The sequence below is a fragment of the Blautia massiliensis (ex Durand et al. 2017) genome (genome assembly GCF_001487165.1).
GTDB lineage: Bacteria > Bacillota > Clostridia > Lachnospirales > Lachnospiraceae > Blautia_A > Blautia_A fusiformis.
Genome location: NZ_LN913006.1, coordinates 736,168 through 756,356, shown reverse-complemented (window position 1 = coordinate 756,356; position 20,189 = coordinate 736,168). Strand labels below are relative to the sequence as shown.

The window sequence follows — 20,189 nt, the reverse complement described above, 5'->3', positions numbered from 1 at the left end:
TCCGAATCTGTTTACTCAACATATTTTCACGTTAATTCTTCTTGACTTTTAAGCGTTAAAGTGTTATATTAACACAATCAGTGTTGTATTTTTAAATAATCCAAAAATGCAGCAACATCGTGAGGAGGAAAACAATATGAAAAAGCGTATTTTAACAGCTGTACTCGCAGCAGCTCTTGTAACAGGAACCTGTGCTGCCACAGTAAGCGCCAAAGAAGAAAAGACTTACACAATAGGTATCTGCCAGCTGGTCCAGCATGACGCACTGGATGCCGCAACTAAGGGTTTTGAGGATGCCATCACTGAAAAGATGGGTGATTCCGTAAAATTTGACGAGCAAAATGCACAGGGTGATTCTAATACCTGTTCTACCATTATCAACAGCTTTGTTTCAGAAGGGGCAGACCTGATCCTTGCAAACGCAACCGCATCTCTTCAGGCTGCAGCTGCCGGAACTTCCGATATCCCGATCCTTGGAACAGCCGTTACCGAATATGGTGTCGCTCTCGGAATCGATGACTTTGACGGAACAGTAGGCGGGAACATTTCCGGTACTTCTGATCTTGCTCCTCTTGATGAGCAGGCCGATATGCTCCATGAGCTTTTCCCGGATGCAAAAAATGTCGGACTTCTCTACTGCTCAGCAGAGCCAAACTCCCAGTATCAGGTAGATACAGTAAAAGATGCTCTTGAGAAGCTTGGTTATACCTGTGAAGATTATGCATTCTCTGATTCCAACGATCTTTCATCCGTTGTTACCACAGCTGCCAATGACAGTGATGTAATCTATGCACCTACAGATAATACTGTAGCATCCAATACTGAGATCATCAACAACATCTGTCTTCCGGCAAAGGTTCCGGTAATCGCTGGTGAAGAAGGTATCTGCCAGGCATGTGGTGTTGCAACACTTTCCATCAGCTACTATGATCTTGGATACAAAACCGGCGAAATGGCAGTCAGCATCCTTCAGGATGGTAAAGATATCTCCAAAATGCCGATTGAATATGCACCAAAATTCACAAAAGAATACAACAAAGACATCTGTGACGAGCTTGGTATTAAAATTCCGGATGGATATGAAGCAATCGAAACAGATAAAACAGCTGAATAATCGGTAAAAAACCTATTATACACTGATACAGCGAGAAGGGAGTTCCCCTTCTCGCTGTTCGTGCATAAAAAAGAGGAGGATAATTTAACATGCAGATTATGAGTTTAATAACCGCACTTCCAGGAGCTGCCGCACAGGGGCTTATCTGGGGAATCATGGCGATCGGTGTGTACATTACATTCCGCATTCTTGATATTGCGGATCTTACCGTTGACGGAACTTTATGTACAGGCGGCGCTGTTTGTATCATGATGATGCTCAGCGGACACAATGTATGGGTGTCCATGCTGGTTGCAACAGGAGCCGGACTTCTGGCCGGTCTTGCCACCGGTATTTTTCATACCTTTATGGGCATCCCGGCTATCCTTGCCGGAATCCTGACACAGCTTTCCCTTTACTCTGTCAACCTGAAGATCATGGGAAAAGCAAACCAGGCGATCAATGTTGATAAATTTAATCTTCTGGTATCCCTTCGACGTGTCAAGGGTGTTGCTCTAACACAGAATACGCTTTTTATCGTAGCAATTATGATCATCATTCTGATTGCAGTCCTTTACTGGTTCTTCGGAACTGAACTCGGATGTTCCCTGCGTGCGACCGGATGTAATCCAAGCATGTCCCGTGCACAGGGTATCAACACAGACCGCAATAAGGTTCTGGGACTAATGCTTTCCAACGGACTTGTTGCTCTTTCCGGCGCTCTTCTCACACAGTACCAGGGATTTGCAGATATCAACATGGGACGTGGTTCCATCGTTATCGGTCTTGCTGCAGTAATTATCGGGGAAGCGATCTTCAGCCGTATTTTCCGTAACTTTGCACTGAAGCTGTTAAGCGTTGTATTTGGTTCTATTCTTTATTATCTGGTACTTCAGATTGTTATCTGGATGGGAATTGATACAGACCTTCTGAAAATGCTTTCCGCACTCGTCGTCGCATTGTTCCTTGCTTTCCCATACTGGAAGGGCAAATACTTTACAAAAGCCAAACAGGGAGGTAAATGATCATGCTGAAACTGATCGATATACATAAAACATTTAATCCGGGCACCATCAATGAAAAGGTTGCTTTAAACGGCGTGGATCTTCATCTGAACGAAGGTGATTTTGTTACAGTCATCGGAGGAAACGGTGCCGGAAAATCCACTATGCTGAATGCAGTTGCAGGTGCCTGGCCTGTAGATTCCGGAAAGATCATTATCGGTGGAACCGATGTCACAAAACTTTCCGAATATAAAAGAGCCGCGTATCTTGGCCGTGTATTCCAGGATCCTATGACCGGAACTGCTGCAACTATGGGAATTGAAGAAAATCTCGCTCTTGCCAAACGCCGCGGAAAATCCCGCCTTCTCCGTCCGGGCATTACCCGCCAGGAACGGGAAGAATACCACGAACTCCTGAAGATTCTCGGTCTTGGTCTTGAGGACCGGCTCACTTCCAAAGTCGGACTCCTCTCCGGTGGCCAGCGTCAGGCATTGACACTTCTGATGGCAACTTTAAAGAAGCCTCAGCTTCTTCTTCTGGATGAGCACACTGCTGCTCTTGATCCGAAGACTGCAGCCAAGGTTCTCGAGATCACAGACATGATCGTAAACCGCGATCATCTGACAACCATGATGATCACCCATAACATGCGTGATGCAATCACTCACGGCAATCGTCTGATCATGATGTGGGAGGGAAAGATCATTCTGGATATCCAGGGCGAAGAAAAGAAAAAGCTTACAGTCAAAGATCTCCTGGACAAATTCGAAGAAGCCAGCGGTGAAGAATTTTCCAACGATTCCGCACTTCTCAGCTAAACCACAAAAAAAGAACTCTTATAATAGTTAGACAAACAGCATAACACATGGAAAGAACCTGGCCGGAATTTCATTCTTTATGATGGATTCCGGCCTTAATTTCTGTTCTAATGCCCAAATAACGATAAACTCAAAGCACTTCCATATGTCACCTCTCTTTAGCTCATTTCAATTCCACAGAGAATTCACCACTCCTTCTGCTGTATCGATAAATGGAAGATGTCAGATAATCCTCTTCCGGAGTTGCTTTCTCGAGCGTATCACTTAGAACTTCTTTCAAATCTTCCGGATAAACCACATCCGCATTATGGACCATTACTTCATGAACACTGGTAAAAACCAGATACAGGTCTGACCCCAGAAGTTCAGAAAGACGTCTGGCTACCCCGGGCAAAAAGATTGCTGCCGCTCCATTAGTACGCTTTTCTGTACTCAGGCAATTCCCGGCAATCCCTTTATTTGGATGGTATGTTCCAAGGATATCCATGAAATTATCTCCTTCATATGTCTTATCAAACAGCATTTTTTCCCAATGATAGATTCTTGGTGGACTGATAAAATATGTATTTATTAAAGCAGCTTCGAAAACAGTATCCGCATCTTTTCCCCATTTCTCCACAAAGCTTTTCTTGATCTTTGCACTCAGAACATATCCTTCTTTTTCTCCTGCAAGATAATAAACCACTAAAGCAATATCTCCGATTTTGTGATGAACCAACTCCTTCAGTATAGTCCTGTTTTTATCTGCATTCAGAAGTCGAATAAAAAGTCTGCTTTTTACCTTCTCATAATCTTTCAGATCGTCCAAATCACATAGCACACAATTTTCACTGACTTTTTTTATCTCCCTAATACAATCATGAACGATATTTTCAAAAGAATGTTCCTGACAGTACCTTTTATAAAGCTCTTCTGTATGCAACCCGCAGACTGTTTTTGCCTTTTCCATATGACCACTCTCTACAAATAGCCTATCTCCCAAACAGCCATATTTTTCTCCATCGTTTGAAAAATAAATTTCTTCTTCCTTCAGATCCATAGCCGCAAGAAGGAGCTTTCTCAGGTCCGTGACAAAAGTTTCATAACTTTTTTCCATATTTAATTTCCTTTCTGTGAAACAAAGCGGACGAATGTCCTGACAAAATCCTGTGCGCTCTCACAACGACGCACAAAATGATTCTGATCTGATAACATGATTAGATATTTCTGTGGAAAGAACTTCCACTGTAGAATTGCAGAGAGCAGATTTCTCTGCTGAATCTGAGTTGCTTGCTGTATGGACAAGTATAATAGAAGTTTTCAGATTTGTAAAGAAGTTTTCATCGACAGAAAAAGCAACTTCCGCTGCCTTTTGCTGTCATACCTTTTGTATTGTTTCAGATTTGTGTCTCATTCCGAAATATCAGTAATGGATTTCTCCATGTTTCTCCAGATAATCCAGAAATCCCTCACAACCTTCCTGTATATCTTCATAAGTTTCATCAAAATTTCCTGTATACCAAGGATCCGCAATATCCCGTCCTGATCCGGCAAAAGTCAGAAACTTATAAAGCTTCTCTTCCGGGTCATTCTTCAGCATCCTGTTAAGATTACGCATATTAGCAGAATCCATACCAATAATATAATCGGATTTTTCATAATCCGCCCACGTAATCTGCTTCGCTCTGTGCGGAACCAGTGGTATTCCCACTTCTCTCAGCTTGTTCACTGTTCCTCTGTGAGGCGGATTCCCAATCTCCTCTGTACTTGTTGCAAAACTGTCGATCAAAAACTGATCTGAAAGGCCGAGCGTTTTTACTTTGTGCGTAAAAACACTCTCGGCCATGGTTGATCTGCAGATATTGCCGTGGCAGACAAATAACACTCTTATCATTGCTTAAAACTCCTTGAAATGCTGTATTTACGCTGTTTACAGGTATTTTCCGATAATCTTCAATCCTGTCATTTTCCTGTATATCACAGCATAAATTCGTATATTTTCTTATCCAAATTTAGTAACTTCTTAGTAATAATCAGCCTGGAAAACAGGCTTTCTAAGAACCTTATAATCAGATTATTTTTAATTCTTTTTTCTATTATTTTATCATACTATGCCAGTTTTGCAATCCTATTCATCTCTTCTTTTGCATCAATTAATCCCAGATGCGTATATACATTTAACGTAACCCCTATATCAGAATGTCCCATTAAATATTGGAGTGCTTTCGGATTCATTCCAGCTTTCGCCATATTGGAACAATATGTATGCCTGCATACATGAGGCGTGATCTTTGGCATTTGTTTCTCATGAGTACGATTATACTTTCCTAACGCCCATTGAAAATGTTTTTCCCAATGGAGTGCTACCTCAGGCATATCTTTTTTATCCAGGAATAGAAATCGACTATATCCATCTATAATCGGCTCAACCCTTACTTTTTTACGGTTTTTCACAATCTGTTCAAAACATTCATAAACTTCATCTGTCATCGGTAACATTCGTGTTCCACTTGAAGTTTTGGTATCTTCAATGACGTACTGCATTCCTCTGGTTCTCTGAAGCTGATGATTCACATTGATTTTTCTCTCCTGAAGATCAATATCTTTCACTGTCAATCCACAAAACTCAGAAATACGCAGTCCAGTCTTAAACAAAATAAACATTCCATTATAGTATTTTGAGTAATGGTCATCATTTCGGATAAACTCCAGAAATAACTCTTCCTGTTCTTTTGTAATTGCCTGTCTTGTAACACTGTCATTTACGACAACTGTACATAATTGAAATTCAAAAGGATTCTTGCGCAGTAAATCATCTTCAACTGCCATCTGAAATGCAGGTCTTACAATTCCACGCACACTGTGAATGGAACTGTATCCTCTTCCATCTGCTTGCAGCTTAATAAACCATGCTTTTGCATCCGACAATTTTATTTTATCTATTCTTCTGGTTCCGAATTCTTCTTTTTTTATTATATTGATCACAAAATCATAGTTCGCCTGAGTGTTATGACGAACCCCCTTTTTTTGTCCAATGTATTTTTGAACCAAATCTAAAACTGTTAAATTTCCTCCGTAAGGTACTATACCATCATGTAAATCTCTTTGGATATTTTTTTCTTTTTCCCTTAGAGCTAAGCATGGTCTGCATCCAGTTGGCAGAGAATCTGTTGGCTCTAATTTCCAACTATACAAAAACTTCTGCTTTCCATAACAATCTGTATATACAAACGCATATCTTCCATCTTTTCTCTGACTTTCTCCGTTTCGTAAAATTCGACCTTTTTTATCCCGTCGTTTTTGGTCACGTTTTGTTTTACCCAAACGTCTTCGCCCCTTTCCACGAAGAAGCCCTAGCACGATATAGGTATTATATCATACCAGGGCTAGCATTTCCACTTTAAAGTGCTAAATTGTTCGTATATTTTTTACAAAGACGTAGTCTGATCCAGAAAGGCCTCAAATTTCTTACGGTTAATCAATGACTTACACCCCACCTGGACTGTAAAGCAACATTCTGAATTTAGATGTTCCGAAATAAGCATCCTTATTTTCTTTTCACCTATTCCAAAATATTGCACTGCTTCATCCACCGTAAGCATATATTTTTCCCAAATTGGAATCTTACCTTTTTCAATTTTAATCGCCACTCTTCTCTCCTCCTTTTCTCTTTGGACAAAACATTTTTATCTGCCCATGACAATTTACAATTTTATACACTGTCATCGGCAGATAAAATTACAATACAGGTGGCAGTTCAGTACTCTGCCCACATCGGTTTTGCACCGTCATTATATATGACCAGATTTTTTCTGGAAGTATCATTATCACAGATATGCTTCGTCGCCCTGTGCAGTTGCTGCACATTTTGTCAAATTCTTCTCGCTCCATACCTTTACTTCAATGTTATATTTCAGCATTTCCTCGTATTTACTCCATTAACAGAGCAGATATATCATGGCGGATTTACCTAGTGGCTCTACATATCTTCACGTCCTGTATGTAAAACAATATACAATTTTCAAGGTACAAAATTCCTGAAGGGGAAAAGGAATCTATATTAAATACTCCCTTTACTGATTACTTTTCCTTACATATGATTTCGTATCAAATCCCAAGGTCTTAGTAATCAGTTTTGCTTCCAGGCGTTGACGCAGAGTTTCATCTACACAGTAATGCACCTGTCCAAATTCGTCAAACATTTTTCTGGTAGCCAAAACTGTTATGTACCCTTCATAATGCTTCAACACTGCCTGGATTGCCTCAGTATCACCAGTTGATGCTGCCTCAATAACATGGAATGGCAGCAAATCAAATGTGCATTTCTGTTTTTTACTTTTTTTCATTTGCAGATTCCTCCATATTTTTTCTCATCAGTTCCAGTGATCGTCTACGATGCTCATTAATTGTGCTGCGTACAAGATTCATTTCTCTGGCAATGTCTGCATCACTCATATCCATAAAATATGATAATAACACAACATTCCTTTTCTTTTCAGTAAGTGTCTGCAGTGCTTCAGCAATCAATGCATCTTTGACTTCTATGTCGTAACCCAGAACCTGAAAACGATGTGTTTCCATTTCATGCTCATCCATTATAAAAAGTCTGCTCAACTCCTTTTCTGATAATTCTGACAACATCACTTCATACTTCTGGCGATATGCCATATGCTTTTCATAATTAATAACTTCACTTTTCAATGCCAGCTTGCACAGAGAATCAAACTGATGTCTGACTGTCTGCTCATCTTGAAAAGAGGATTGCTCCATAAGAGTTCACCTCCTTCCCCGCCGGTAGGCAATAAGCAAAGTTCTTGCTTCCCCTTCACACATATCCCAAACGGATGAGTGCATTTGTCGGGGTGTGGGAAGAAATTTTTAAAAAATTTCTTAATAAATACGAGAAAATTGTTTTTCCTGTATTTTGAGGTATATAAAAAACGTCCTAATGGGTAGTTTTTAGCCCATCGGACGCTATTTATATCAAAAGATAATATTTTGCCATCATTTCTTGTGGCGTATAATTCACTTTTTGAGGTAAAGAAATTTATTTGCTTTTTTGAACTATTTATCTATTTCATCCGTCACGTAATGACGGATGTGATACCAGACAATAAAATTCTTAATCTTTCCAATACCTCCGGATCTGTTTTACGGAAATTCAGAATTTTATATGTCTTTTAAAAAGTGAAATATCACCCTCTTTTTTAGTGAAATATTAGTTCATTTTCTTTCAAGAAAGGGAACTATACACTAAACATGGAGGTGTATCATATGCCAAAACAAACAGATAAAGAACTGGGATTGTTTTTTAAGAACGCCCGACACGAGCAAAAATTGACTTATGAAGAATTAGCTGAAAAAGCAGAAATGTCCAGCCGATATTTAAAGGAAATTGAAAATGGGGGCCGAGTTCCCAGTTTTCATAAAATCAGAAAACTGGTACGCGCTTTAAATGTTCCTCCTGAACCATTGTTTTATCCAAACAATCATACAGATAATCTTGATTATCAACGCCTGCTCATGTACCTGTCAAAATGCAACGATGAGCAAATTACCGCTATCCTTGCCATCGTAGAAGCATACCTGCGCACATACAAAATTCCTACAGACCACGATAAACAAGATCCCTGAAATTCATTTGAATTCTATCTGAATTATTCTGAAGAAGCGGTATGGTTTCCCATACCGCCACTCTTAACGTGCGTATTTTTCCATCATTCTCTTAACATTCGTGGATTTCTTTATTGCCCCTATATTAATAAGAAACTCAACTACATCCATCATTCCCTGGTAATAAGCCCGCTGCTCCTCTTCATAATGGAAATGTTCTAACTGATTCAGATATTTATTCCAGAAATTCTGCTCACGCTCTGGGATTTTTTCCAGATGTAGTGGCAGCTTCTTTTGTATTTGTTTCAAATTCTTCTCTGCTTCTTTCCATTCTTCCGGCTGTACTGTATATTCTCTTTCTCCGGAGTCACAGCGCAATTCCTCAAACAAATTCGATACTGCTTCATAAAATTCATTCATCTTCTTTCCACCTCTCACTAGAATTATTTCTCATTACAGGCAGCATTATCATTTTCTTATTTCAAAAATCAAATAAACTTTCCAAAAACTTCATCTTTAGAAGTATAGTAACAATATTTTTCCTTAAAATCAATAATAATACTTCATCTTTAGAAACTTTTGAGGATCAGAATGATTATTTATTGGGATAAAAAAACGAACAGTAAAAACAGAATAGGACAACGGGTAAAAGAATTACGAAAGGCTCATAATCTTACTCAGAAAACACTCGCTGCCAAATTACAACTTGCAGGATATGATTTTAATGATCTGGCAATCCTGCGAATTGAACAAGGCACACGTTTCGTTCCCGACTACGAAGTTGTCGCACTGGCCGAAGTATTTAATGTTTCCTGCGAATATCTTCTTGGTCTGACGGACGCTCCTGCAAAATAATTCAATTGTATTGCTGCCCATTCTATGCTAAACTATGGATAGATACTTCTGAACAACATACACTATTTATAAACCGTATGATTGGAGTGATTTCATGGAATTAACAAAAAAAGTCCCTACAACCGATAAAAACCAGGAAAACAATCATCTTCTCCGCATGTTAGACCGGGGAATTGATGATATGGAAGCTGGTCGTGAATTGCCACTGGAAGATGCTTTTCGCAAAATCACAGAATTAAGGGATGCACGAAGAAATGCAAGAATATAAAATTATTTTAACCTGGGAAGCAATTTACGATGTCACAGACATTGCAGATTATATTGAAGAAGAATTCGGCCAGCAACGTGCTGACCGTTTTCAATCTGATCTGAAAGAACAAATGCAGAATTTAGGCCAGTTCAGTACTGCCTTTCCCCGAACTCAAATTCTGTACAGAGGATATTCCATACATAAAAGATCTTTTCCGCCATCTATTATTTTTTATATTATAATGGAAGAAACAAAAGAGATTCATATTCTCCGAGTGTTGCGCCATGAACGAGATTGGGAAAATATCCTGTTGCAAAGATCAACTTATACATATCCAGAATGAATACCTGGGAGCCAATCAGAGATTTTTCTGAAAGGCTTCCTTTTTTATTACTTCCCACTGTCAATTAAATCATAACTCATATCCAGAAAATCCAGCGTCTTAGCTTCACTGACAGAATCATCCAAAAGAATCGTAATCCAGTGTTGCTTATTCATATGATACCCCGGTAAAAATCCATACGTTTGAATAATCATCCCAACCAGATCAGGATCACATTTTACATCCAGGATGTCAATGTTTCCATCTTCTTCTAATCCCAGTATTTTCTTTTCCACTACCATAATTATAGCATACCATTTTCCATTTTTATGTCGAAGCACCGCAGAATCAGGATCTTTTTTCCATAAATATTCCGGTTCAGTTCCATATTGCTCTTTTACATATTGAAAAATTTCTTCACGTTTCAAATTTATCCCTCACTTACGATTTCTTTCTCTGATTATACGCTATCAGGATTGTATTCTCAACCACTTCTCACAGTTCTATTTATGTTTTATAGCTTTTGCATAGCCTGCTTTGCAGGCTACACCCCAAAAGAAGCAAGCACTGCCAGTGTCATGACACCTGGCTCATTTTGTCAAATTCCCTTTCCGGTTCATTCTACCAAAATGTATCAGGGAGTATCCCTGGCCCTCTCATATTTTATAATTTCTTAATTTGACGCTTCCGCCTACTCCTGTTAAAATAAACTGTAGACACATCTATCCAAAACATCATACAGTCAAGTAATATAACTGTCATAACCGAACTGGTTAGACAGTTTTTTTGTACTCTTTTTTATAGAAAAAAACGAATTGGAGGATTTCAATGAGCAAACGTACCAGAATTCATCCCGTACAATTTTATTTGAATGATGACGAACAATACATTTTAGAAGAAAAATATCGTCTTTCCAGGATGAAAAGCAAATCTGCCTTTCTACGGAAAATGATCTTATATGGATTTGTATATGAAGTAGACTACTCTCATATCCGAAAAATGAATACCCTGTTGGGCAATATCAGCAGCAATTTGAATCAGATCACCCATCGTATAAACAGTACCAATACAGTTTACCCAAAGGACCTGGACGATATAAAGGAGTTAATGGAAAAAATATGGCAGTTACAAAAATCCATGGTATCAAAACAACCGTTAATAAAGCAATAGAATACATCTGCAATCCAGATAAAACTGACCAGAATCTATATATTTCTTCCTTTGCCTGCTCTCCCGAAACAGCCGTTCTTGACTTTAAATACACTTTGGATCATACACATGACTGCAGAGATCCGCACAATACAAATAAGGCATTTCATCTGATTCAGGCATTTTCCCCTGGTGAAGTTTCCTATGAAGAAGCCCATCAAATTGGCAAAGAACTTGCGGATCGCTTACTGGAGGGAAAATACTCCTATGTTCTGACAACACACACTGATAAAGGTCATGTACATAACCATTTAATTTTCTGTTCTGCAGATAACATCACTTTTTCTCATTACCATGACTGTAAAAAGAATTACTGGAAAATACGAAATCTCAGCGACACTTTATGCCAGGAACATAACCTGTCCACAATTATGCCAGATGGTAAAAAAGGAATGAAATACAATGAATGGGCTGCAAATAAATCTGAATCCAGTAAAAAAGCGCAGCTGCGAAAAGATATCAACCAGACAATCCGAATTGTTTCCACTTACTCAGAATTTCTTGCATTTATGGAAGCTAAAGGATATGAAATAAAAAACGCAGAATTTGGCGAAAGCAGCAGAAAATACATTACCTTTCGTTCTCCCGATATGTCCCGTCCAGTGCGTGGAAGTGCTAAATCTTTAGGAAAAAATTTTACTAAAGAACGTATCAAAGAACGCATTGAAAATAAACGTCAGAAAGCTATTTTTCCTTCTGTTCATAACAAATTAATAGATACCAATGCTCCCAATATAGCAGGAAACATTGGACTTCAGAAATGGGCAAATAAGGAAAATTTAAAAATTGTCTCTGCTGAATATAACAAGATGTTCACACATAATCTACATAATTTTTCAGAACTTGAAGACCGCATAGCCTTGTTACATATGCAGCAAAAAGAGGTAAATACCTCTGTTGTTTCTCTCGAGTCTCAGATACGCCATCTTCGAGAAATGCTAAAATATGCCGAACAATATCAGAAAAATAAAATTTACGACGACCATTATAAAAGCTCCAAAGATCCAGATCGTTATTTCCGTAAATATGAATCTCAAATTATTCTTTTCGCGGGTGCTGAACATATTTTACAGGAAAATGGTATAAACCTGAAACATCTTAATTCCAATAAGTTGCAAGAGCAAATTGCAGATCTTATTTCCAGAAAAGAATCTCTAAATACTCAATACGTTTCTTTTAAGCAAGAAATAAAAGAGTTGGAATTGATACATCAAAACCTGTCCAAATATCTCAAACAGGATGCTCCTGAAATACAAAGATCTTCTCATAACCAACTCCCTTCTTTGTAAAACCATAATAATAGGCAGCGATTTCACTCGCTGCCTAAATTCCCATTAAACCGATATCCTACACCTCGTACTGTTTGTATATATAATGGTTGTCCAGGATCATCTTCTATTTTTTCTCTGATATTGCAGATATGTCGCATAACCACATTATAATCACCGGAATAAGGTTCATTCCATACCAGATCATAAACCATTTCTTTTCCAAATATTCTACCTGGACTTTTCGCTAAAAAAAGTAAAATATCATATTCATATTTTGAAAGATGAACATCACTATCATTCTTTTTAACAATTCGTTCCTGTAGATATATTTTTAATTCTCCAAACCTTATAATTTCCGGTATGAATTGGTTTTTATGTTCCCAGCTAGTCAATATGTTTTCACTTATGCTTCCATTAGCATCTGTGATTCTCTCAATAATTTCTATCTTTTTCACCTTTATTGCCTCTACATTATTAATTTTATATTCTATATATCATCTGCCATTTGACTTTTTTCTTCTACAAGTAATATAATATATTTATTACATATGTAGGATTTAGCAGGAGGATTTTATTATGTCACTACCCCAGATTTCAGAAGCCGAATTTGAAGTTATGAAAATTGTATGGAAATATGCTCCCATCAATACAAATGAAATTACAGAAAAACTTACTCTAACTACCAGCTGGAGTCCAAAAACAATTCAAACTCTTATCAAGAGACTTGTTTCCAAAAAAGCTCTTTCCTGCGAAAAACAAAGCCGGGTATTTGTCTATACTCCATTAGTCCAAGAAGATGAATATATACGCCAGGAAAGCAATTCTTTTTTAAAGCGATATTATAATGGAAATCTTTCTTCTATGCTGGCTTCTTACCTTGAAGACGATAAGCTCTCTTCAACAGAAATTGATAACTTACGCCATTTATTATCAAAACATCAGAAATAGGAGGTTTTGAATGAGCAACTGGATCATCCACTTTTTAATCAGTAATATCTTCATATGTATTTTTACACTTGTAATAATCGGAACAAAAAAACTTCTGAAAAAATATTTATCTGCGACTACACAGTACCATCTCTGTTTTCTTTTATTTTTATTACTTGCCGTGCCATTTTTTCCTGTACAGATTCATGGCTCACAACTTTTTTCATGGTTACATTTTTTTCAAACTGACTCAGGACTTAACTCTGGTACCGACACGCTATCCGAACTTACCAGTAATACACAAAATATTTTGTTAAACCAGGTGAATGATTTTTCAGTTTCCATCAGTAGTCAATTTTCTGGAGGCTTGAATACCATACTCTTTCTAATATGGATAACGGGTGTTATGATTATGTCAGTCCTCACCCTTCATTCATTAAACTATGTACGTTCCATAAAAAGATCTGCTCTCCCGCTTCAAAATCAGCAGGTAAAAACTATTTATTACAATTGTTTAAAGGAACTTAAAATCTCTCACCCAGTATCAGTCTACAGTACTGCATTTTTAAAATCACCAGTTTTAATCGGAATAATACATCCCAGAATTTACATTCCCATCCATTTAATTTCCGAACTGAATCCTGATGATATGCGTTTTATGCTGCTACACGAATTACAGCATTACCGTCACAAAGATACATTTATTGGCTTCCTCATGGTCATAAGTAATATACTCTACTGGTTTAACCCTTTTGTTTGGTACACTTTAAAAGAAATTCTCTGTGACCGTGAAATAGCCTGTGATTCTGCTGTATTGCAGATGATTTCTGCTGATGAATACCAAGCTTATGGAACTACACTGATTAATTTTGCAGAAAAAATATCCTCTTTTTCCTCTCCACTGGCAGTTGGAATGTCCGGAAATTTCAGGCAGATGAAACGACGTATTCTCAACATCGCCGTTTTTAGGAAAGAAACTCTTTATCAAAAAATGAGAGCATTGATAATTTATCTGGTCATTAGTGCTGTTTTTATTGGATGTACACCCATTTTATCCATTGATGCCTCTACTCAAAACGTATATCATTTTAGTGATACAGACAAAAATATCTCCCTGTTAGATATATCCGAAACATTTGGAACATATGATGGATCATTTGTTTTGTATGACAATAATTTGGATTCCTGGAAAATATACGATCTTGAAGAAGCCACCAAACGTATTCCGCCAGAGTCTACCTACAAAATATACGATGCATTATTAGGGTTGGAATCCGGAATCATCACACCAGAACACTCTTCCATGACATGGAATGGTGATGCCTTTCCTTTTCCATCCTGGGAAGCTGATCAGGATTTAAACTCTGCTATGCAAAATTCCGTTAACTGGTATTTCCAGGCAATTGATTCGCAGCTCGGAATTAACAGAGTCCAGGAATTTTTGAATAAAATAGAATATGGAAACCAAACAACCAGTTCAAATCTGGATTTATACTGGTCCGATTTTTCATTAAAAATCTCGCCTTTAGAGCAAGTAACATTATTAAAAAAATTTAACACAAATGAATTCCATCTAAATTTCCAAAATGTATTTTCTGTTAAAAATGCTATAAAAATTGCCAGTACACCTAATGGTAATTTCTACGGAAAAACTGGAACCGGTCGTGTCAACGGACAGGATATCAACGGCTGGTTTATCGGATATGTAGAAACTTCCGATAACAGCTATTATTTTGCAACCAATATCCAAAGTGATTCTAATGCAACTGGCAAAAAAGCATTTGAAATCACTTCTGATATCTTAAAAAAATTACATATATGGAATTAACAAATATGAAAGGGCTGATAGTTGTTATCAGTTCTTTCTTTTTATTCTATATTGATATTTGGGAACTTCTTTCGTACCATTATTCAGAATTTTATTCCCCATATATTTAAAACTCTTATCATCGTTGAACTTAACAGTCAGCTCACTTGTAATAACGGCATCATTACATATAAATGTATCACATACAGCATCAACAACCAACACACTGTTTCCCTCTCCGCTATCTCTTATTTCAACGACCTCCGGTAAAGATGTTCCAAAATGAGTAGGGCTATAATTTAAACAGCCTAATCGTTCCCAGTCATAAGTTTGATGTTCCGAATCAAATACTGCCCATTTTTTAATTTGATCTGCTGTTATCGGCAAAAACTCCATTATCAGATTTTCAAACTCTTCTGCCGGAATTCCACTTGAGTTACCTGAAAACTCATATCTCTCCCCGTATTTCATTCGATATAAATATTCATATAAACCATTATAATCTAACCCTTCCATATCAGATCTATCCCAATCAGAACATAAAAGATTATTCCCCTGATATCCAAGCAAATACACACACCTCTTTGAAACTTCCCTGCATTCATCACTTAAAGGTTTAATTCTTATCATAGAACTGCCATCAACCGCTTCTGATACTTCCGGATACTTTGGAACGCATAGCGTATAACCAAACCAGCCTTTTTCTGTATATTTCCATTCTTCTATCCTTGTATACGAAACATATACAATAGATGGATTGTCGTTCATACCCCAAACAGCTTTCACAGCCAGCAAATACATATCTGTCCCATCATAATTGAATTTGAGTCTTTCTATCCCACCATCCCTGTTAATCCTATATAAGACGATATCTCCTGTCAGATCCTGTTCTGCCCTGAAAAGAAATTCTTCCATTTTAGAATAATTAGCCATATTTGAATACGGTGCTGATGTAATAACGGGGACATTTTTTTCCTTTAATACTTCCTGCATTTCTTCCATTACTGTCTCAGAAACTACTATATTCGATGAAGTCCCTTTATCCGCCTTTTGATAAATGACTTTCATCTGATTCATAACATTCTTACAATCTTCAATAGCTTCTTCTTTCACGACTTCATCTACTGGCAAATCATATCCTCTTTCTTGTACAGCATAATTCGCAGTTTCCTGTGAAATATATTCTAAATCAGCCCCTTTACATTTTGTATTTCCTATGAAAAAGCATCCCGAAATAAATAAAACGCTCATCATCTTTTTCAGTTTTCTTTTTGTAATCATATCAATTATCTCCATAACATTCCTCCCACTTTTCGTCTGATAATCTTTCCGTATACCAGGTAACCTCTATTTCTGACCTTGATACATAATTGGATACATATTGAAATCTATCTTTATCTAACAGCCGAATGGTTACGCTATGACAAAACGCCTGATCTAATTCTTTTTGTGGCCATACCGCATTTACTTCCAGTGTTATTGTTCCATCTTGATTTTCTATGTAGGAAACAACTTCCGGATATGGAATATATGGTGTGGGAGCAAAATCATATACGATTCCTCTGGTTCGATACCGATATGTCTGTATTTCTGTGTGAAATACCGTTCCTGTCTGCAGTATCTCTGCGCTTATATTAAAATATTTTTGAAATATCGTTTCAAATGATTCTTTTGGGATTTCATAAGTCTTTCCTTCCTTAAATTCATCAGTTTTTTCTTCCATTGAAAGTAAACGATCAAAAACATCATAAAAATTTATTCCATCATAATTTTTTTCACTCCAATTAGAAGTAAACAATTTATTAAGTGTATATCCAAAAGGAAGTATATATTTTCGATTCAACTCCCGACATTTTTTATTTAACGGTGCTACCCGAAAGTCCCGATATCCAGACGGTCCATCATATCCTGCCGGATGATATTCTTCTATAAAGAAATGCCCGTTTTCTGTATATTTCCATGAATTAGCTCTAAACTCATGATAATATGTTTCCTGCCAAGTGTCCTCTTTCCATTTAAAAGAGCTTACTTCAACGTCTATTTTCCCCTGTTTGGTTTTCAGATCATACCGGATAAAATAATCCCCTGCTATAACTTGAAATATAGTAGTTTTTCCATTCTTCTCTTTTTCTGCTTTTTTCAAAAAATCATCTACTTTAATACTTTGAACCATATCCAGCTGATTGTAGGAATCAATTACTGCATATCCATATTTTCCAAAATAATCCATACTTTTTTGTATTGTACTCAGCTCATATAGTGCATTTTCTTTCACAGCATTCTCATATATGTTCCGATAGCCTTCTGCTAGCATTTCACACTCTCTGTAAATTTTTTCTTTCGTATCTTCAATTGTCTTTTTCTGCTCTTTCTTTATGCCACATCCACTACAGACAGCAAGAAAAATAACTCCCACAAATATTTTCCAAATTTTTTTCATATCATTTTCCTCTTACATTTGTAATATTTAAAGGTAAAAATTATTCATTACCAAGATATTCATCCAGTATCGCCTTATCCTTTTCCACCACATAACCGCTTCCTCCAATATCTTTCACATTCTCTACCATACTGATGAGCAAAATAGGATTCTTTGTATCTCTATCTGTAGTAAAAACTGTAAACCAGCCAATTTCTGTTCCAGATGTATCTTCTTTTGTAGCTTTCAGTTCCGCTGTTCCGGTTTTTCCTGCTAATCTAATGTCTTCCCGGCATGCTCCATAACCAGTTCCTTCCGGGTTATTCACTACACCCTCTAACCCCTCCATAACCTCCGAAACAATTTGTGGTGAAAAAGCATCTTTTATCCAGATTTCACTGGAAGTGCTTCCACCATCCGCGTGAAGATATGGCTTTATCATATTTCCATCATTTAGAAAAGCCGTATAAATGCTTGCAAGATGCAAAGGATTTACCAGAATCTGTCCCTGTCCATACCCACTGTCAGCAAGCTGGATTTCTGTTTCTATCTTGTCCATATTAGAATATTGGGACTCTGACATTTTAATATCAAATGGAAGTTCCTGATTAAATCCTATTTGATTTAGAGACTGCATCAGTTGATCCGCACCAATTTTTAATGCTGCTTTTGCAAAATAAATATTATCTGAATAAATAAGCGCATTTTTCAAGATCACAGGTTCATAATCATGAAGTGTAGTCACTGTATAATCTCCCCACGAGGAATCTTTCTGCCACGCCAGACCCTCATTTCCAAAATCGTCATTTGCAGTAAATGCCCCCACTTTTAATCCAATTGCAGCAATTACAGGTTTAAAAGTTGAGCCAGGACACCATGTCTGGCGAAAGCGGTTGTATAAAGGCCTGTCTTCATTTTCATTTAATGCACTCCACTGGCTGTTGTCCATTCCACGTACAAAATCATTATTATCATAAGATGGCGTACTTACCAACGCCAATACTTCCCCTGTATAAGGATTCAAAGCTACAGAACATCCTCTGTCTTCTTTAAATTGTTCATAAAGAGTACTTTGAAGATCACCATCAATCGTAATATGGATATCTTCTCCATCTTTTCTAGGCTCATATGCAATAACACTTTTTTTATTTCCATTTGCATCTACAATACAGATTTCACACCCATCTGTTCCTTTTAGTTCTTTTTCATAAAGCGTTTCCAGTCCAGTCTTTCCAATCACACTGTTTGTACGATACCCTTCCCCTTTATGTTCCTGCAAATCTTCGGCTGTAACCGCCTGTACATACCCTACCAGATGAGAGGCAGCTTCTTTTAGATAATAAGTTCGTACTTTTACATCAGATAACATAATACCTGGAATCTTCAATAATGTGTCCTGCTTTTCTTTTTCTTCCAGAACAGTTTTATCCGGATTCACTGTCAAAAGATCGACCTCTTGTATTTTAGGAATTGTTGCTACTGGTACAAAAGAATCTGCTTTTACCCAACCAGCTTTTAACTTATCCTCAATTTCGTCTGCTCCAATTCCAAGATACTCTGCCAGTTTTTTTATTGTATCTTCTCTGTTCTCCATCCTGCCCGGAACAATTCCTACCGAAGATGCAGTTCCCTCTCCAGCCAACTGACGACCATTTCTGTCTAAAATATCTCCTCTCTTTGCCTCTTCTGACGTTACCTGAACTTTATCCGTTGCAGATAACTCTGGAAAAATCAACTGATCCTGCCAGATTAAATGATATCCTGTCCAATCATGTGAAAATACCGCATCGTTGGTAAATTCTACATTTCCTGCAGCAGTCTGCATATTTGTTGTATAGGAAACTGCCGCATTTCCGTTTTCTTGTCTTTTTACTGTAATATCGGTTATGGACAGATCAGACATCTCAATGCCTTCATATATTTTAGAATTTCGTTCTATAAATTCTTCCTTACTGTTCATGCTGCTTTTTTTCTGATCCAGCATGGCATACATTTGCTCATATTCCCCTTTTTCAATATATTTCATATATTCCATTAGTCTTTTTTCAGGAACATTACAATTCATTATTGTTACAATACCGATTCCACCACCAATCAATATACCGCTAAATAAAACTATTTTTGTAATAATCTTCGTGTGTTTTTTTCTTTTCTTTTTTCTCATATAGTTTTATTTCTCCTTTTTTCATATTTTCTTAAATATTACACTTGTAATATTTAAACGTCAAGCTTTTTCTTAGGTTTATATATGTAGACAAGAGAAAAGATTTGCATAAAAAAGAAAGGGCATCTCAAAGCCTTCTTTGATAAAGAACTTTACGACACTCTGAGGTAATGGTTTCTCCGGATGTTTCCCAAACGCTATAATCACTCTCCAGAAGAACCAAAAACGATTTTTAATTTTCTCTCAGAAAAAAAAGAACTACTCTAAATCTGCTGATCTTTGAAATAACCCTGCTCGTTTCTTATAATCACAAACATATTCAGACAACACATTCTTTGCTGGCAGATTATTATAGCAGAAAACGCAACAAATCCCTTTATTAACTTTTGTTCCATATATTTCCTGTACCAATCCTATTGTTTCATCATCTGAACAAAAGCTCTTCGGAATCTCCCTAC

General features: G+C 37.1%; 23 protein-coding genes. 11 read left to right on the top strand and 12 right to left on the bottom strand.

The window, feature by feature from the left end:
- Positions 1-136 precede the first annotated feature (136 nt).
- From BN3261_RS04455 to BN3261_RS04445, 3 genes are all read left to right on the top strand, one after another.
- Positions 137-1,114, top strand: a complete 978-nt coding sequence (locus tag BN3261_RS04455) for an ABC transporter substrate-binding protein (protein WP_044960660.1) — start codon at positions 137-139, stop codon at positions 1,112-1,114.
- Between the two features lie 89 nt (positions 1,115-1,203).
- Positions 1,204-2,118, top strand: coding sequence for an ABC transporter permease (locus BN3261_RS04450; RefSeq protein ID WP_015524626.1), 915 nt, complete (start codon positions 1,204-1,206; stop codon positions 2,116-2,118).
- A gap of 2 nt (positions 2,119-2,120) precedes the next feature.
- Positions 2,121-2,915 (top strand): ABC transporter ATP-binding protein, encoded by a 795-nt coding sequence (locus BN3261_RS04445; RefSeq protein ID WP_021977269.1) that lies wholly within the window; start codon positions 2,121-2,123, stop codon positions 2,913-2,915.
- Positions 2,916-3,078: 163 nt separating this feature from the next.
- Here the strand turns inward: BN3261_RS04445 and BN3261_RS04440 are convergent, their stop codons facing one another.
- From BN3261_RS04440 to BN3261_RS04415, 6 genes are all read right to left on the bottom strand, one after another.
- Positions 3,079-4,011 carry a DUF5688 family protein gene (locus BN3261_RS04440; RefSeq protein WP_015524624.1) on the bottom strand — a complete coding sequence of 311 codons (933 nt, stop codon included), beginning with the start codon at positions 4,009-4,011 and terminating at the stop codon, positions 3,079-3,081.
- A gap of 306 nt (positions 4,012-4,317) precedes the next feature.
- Positions 4,318-4,788 carry a low molecular weight protein-tyrosine-phosphatase gene (locus BN3261_RS04435; RefSeq protein ID WP_044960656.1) on the bottom strand — a complete coding sequence of 157 codons (471 nt, stop codon included), beginning with the start codon at positions 4,786-4,788 and terminating at the stop codon, positions 4,318-4,320.
- 215 nt (positions 4,789-5,003) lie between these two features.
- Positions 5,004-6,218: a site-specific integrase gene (locus tag BN3261_RS04430; protein WP_022214379.1), complete on the bottom strand. Its 1,215-nt coding sequence runs from the start codon at positions 6,216-6,218 to the stop codon at positions 5,004-5,006.
- A gap of 104 nt (positions 6,219-6,322) precedes the next feature.
- Positions 6,323-6,544 carry an excisionase gene (locus BN3261_RS04425; RefSeq protein ID WP_021650362.1) on the bottom strand — a complete coding sequence of 74 codons (222 nt, stop codon included), beginning with the start codon at positions 6,542-6,544 and terminating at the stop codon, positions 6,323-6,325.
- A gap of 423 nt (positions 6,545-6,967) precedes the next feature.
- Positions 6,968-7,240, bottom strand: coding sequence for a helix-turn-helix domain-containing protein (locus BN3261_RS04420; RefSeq protein ID WP_059085550.1), 273 nt, complete (start codon positions 7,238-7,240; stop codon positions 6,968-6,970).
- Positions 7,227-7,664: an RNA polymerase sigma factor gene (locus tag BN3261_RS04415; protein ID WP_005426505.1), complete on the bottom strand. Its 438-nt coding sequence runs from the start codon at positions 7,662-7,664 to the stop codon at positions 7,227-7,229. The genes BN3261_RS04420 and BN3261_RS04415 overlap by 14 nt, the downstream gene beginning before the upstream one ends.
- A 504-nt stretch (positions 7,665-8,168) precedes the next feature.
- Between BN3261_RS04415 and BN3261_RS04410 the strand changes: the two genes are divergently transcribed.
- Entirely contained in the window at positions 8,169-8,528 is a 360-nt protein-coding gene (locus tag BN3261_RS04410; RefSeq protein ID WP_015524620.1) for a helix-turn-helix domain-containing protein, read from the top strand.
- 63 nt (positions 8,529-8,591) lie between these two features.
- On the opposite strand, the gene BN3261_RS04405 is transcribed toward BN3261_RS04410, so the two are convergent.
- Entirely contained in the window at positions 8,592-8,927 is a 336-nt protein-coding gene (locus tag BN3261_RS04405) for a hypothetical protein (protein ID WP_059085549.1), read from the bottom strand.
- 171 nt (positions 8,928-9,098) lie between these two features.
- Here BN3261_RS04405 and BN3261_RS04400 point away from each other — a divergent pair, with 171 nt between their 5' ends.
- The 3 genes from BN3261_RS04400 to BN3261_RS04395 all read left to right on the top strand — a co-directional run bounded on the left by BN3261_RS04400 (position 9,099) and on the right by BN3261_RS04395 (position 9,955).
- A complete protein-coding gene (locus BN3261_RS04400; RefSeq protein WP_015541275.1) occupies positions 9,099-9,362 on the top strand; it encodes a helix-turn-helix domain-containing protein in 264 nt (87 codons plus the stop codon).
- A 94-nt stretch (positions 9,363-9,456) separates the two neighbouring features.
- On the top strand, positions 9,457-9,630 hold the full coding sequence (locus BN3261_RS17645; RefSeq protein WP_005426514.1) for a hypothetical protein: 174 nt from the start codon (positions 9,457-9,459) through the stop codon (positions 9,628-9,630).
- A complete protein-coding gene (locus BN3261_RS04395) occupies positions 9,617-9,955 on the top strand; it encodes a type II toxin-antitoxin system RelE/ParE family toxin (RefSeq protein ID WP_019162149.1) in 339 nt (112 codons plus the stop codon). The genes BN3261_RS17645 and BN3261_RS04395 overlap by 14 nt, the downstream gene beginning before the upstream one ends.
- Before the next feature lie 47 nt (positions 9,956-10,002).
- On the opposite strand, the gene BN3261_RS04390 is transcribed toward BN3261_RS04395, so the two are convergent.
- Positions 10,003-10,362 (bottom strand): MmcQ/YjbR family DNA-binding protein, encoded by a 360-nt coding sequence (locus tag BN3261_RS04390; protein WP_019162150.1) that lies wholly within the window; start codon positions 10,360-10,362, stop codon positions 10,003-10,005.
- A gap of 400 nt (positions 10,363-10,762) precedes the next feature.
- Between BN3261_RS04390 and BN3261_RS04385 the strand changes: the two genes are divergently transcribed.
- Complete coding sequence (locus BN3261_RS04385) at positions 10,763-11,104, top strand: plasmid mobilization protein (RefSeq protein WP_005426517.1); 342 nt, start codon at positions 10,763-10,765, stop codon at positions 11,102-11,104.
- A complete protein-coding gene (locus BN3261_RS04380; RefSeq protein ID WP_015541272.1) occupies positions 11,053-12,432 on the top strand; it encodes a relaxase/mobilization nuclease domain-containing protein in 1,380 nt (459 codons plus the stop codon). The genes BN3261_RS04385 and BN3261_RS04380 overlap by 52 nt, the downstream gene beginning before the upstream one ends.
- A gap of 23 nt (positions 12,433-12,455) precedes the next feature.
- Here BN3261_RS04380 and BN3261_RS04375 read toward each other — a convergent pair whose 3' ends face one another.
- Positions 12,456-12,869 carry a winged helix-turn-helix domain-containing protein gene (locus BN3261_RS04375; RefSeq protein ID WP_019162151.1) on the bottom strand — a complete coding sequence of 138 codons (414 nt, stop codon included), beginning with the start codon at positions 12,867-12,869 and terminating at the stop codon, positions 12,456-12,458.
- 118 nt (positions 12,870-12,987) lie between these two features.
- Here BN3261_RS04375 and BN3261_RS04370 point away from each other — a divergent pair, with 118 nt between their 5' ends.
- Together BN3261_RS04370 and BN3261_RS04365 are read left to right on the top strand one after the other, a co-directional pair.
- A complete protein-coding gene (locus tag BN3261_RS04370) occupies positions 12,988-13,362 on the top strand; it encodes a BlaI/MecI/CopY family transcriptional regulator (protein WP_026077000.1) in 375 nt (124 codons plus the stop codon).
- 10 nt (positions 13,363-13,372) lie between these two features.
- Positions 13,373-15,169 (top strand): BlaR1 family beta-lactam sensor/signal transducer, encoded by a 1,797-nt coding sequence (locus tag BN3261_RS04365; protein ID WP_015541271.1) that lies wholly within the window; start codon positions 13,373-13,375, stop codon positions 15,167-15,169.
- A gap of 27 nt (positions 15,170-15,196) precedes the next feature.
- Here BN3261_RS04365 and BN3261_RS04360 read toward each other — a convergent pair whose 3' ends face one another.
- From BN3261_RS04360 to BN3261_RS04350, 3 genes are read right to left on the bottom strand one after another with little or no spacing between them, the layout of a single operon-like run.
- On the bottom strand, positions 15,197-16,444 hold the full coding sequence (locus tag BN3261_RS04360) for a DUF6070 family protein (protein ID WP_059085548.1): 1,248 nt from the start codon (positions 16,442-16,444) through the stop codon (positions 15,197-15,199).
- Complete coding sequence (locus tag BN3261_RS04355; protein ID WP_015541269.1) at positions 16,431-17,588, bottom strand: DUF6070 family protein; 1,158 nt, start codon at positions 17,586-17,588, stop codon at positions 16,431-16,433. The genes BN3261_RS04360 and BN3261_RS04355 overlap by 14 nt, the downstream gene beginning before the upstream one ends.
- 40 nt (positions 17,589-17,628) lie before the next feature.
- Positions 17,629-19,731 (bottom strand): penicillin-binding transpeptidase domain-containing protein, encoded by a 2,103-nt coding sequence (locus BN3261_RS04350; RefSeq protein ID WP_059085547.1) that lies wholly within the window; start codon positions 19,729-19,731, stop codon positions 17,629-17,631.
- Between the last annotated feature and the right edge of the window lie 458 nt (positions 19,732-20,189).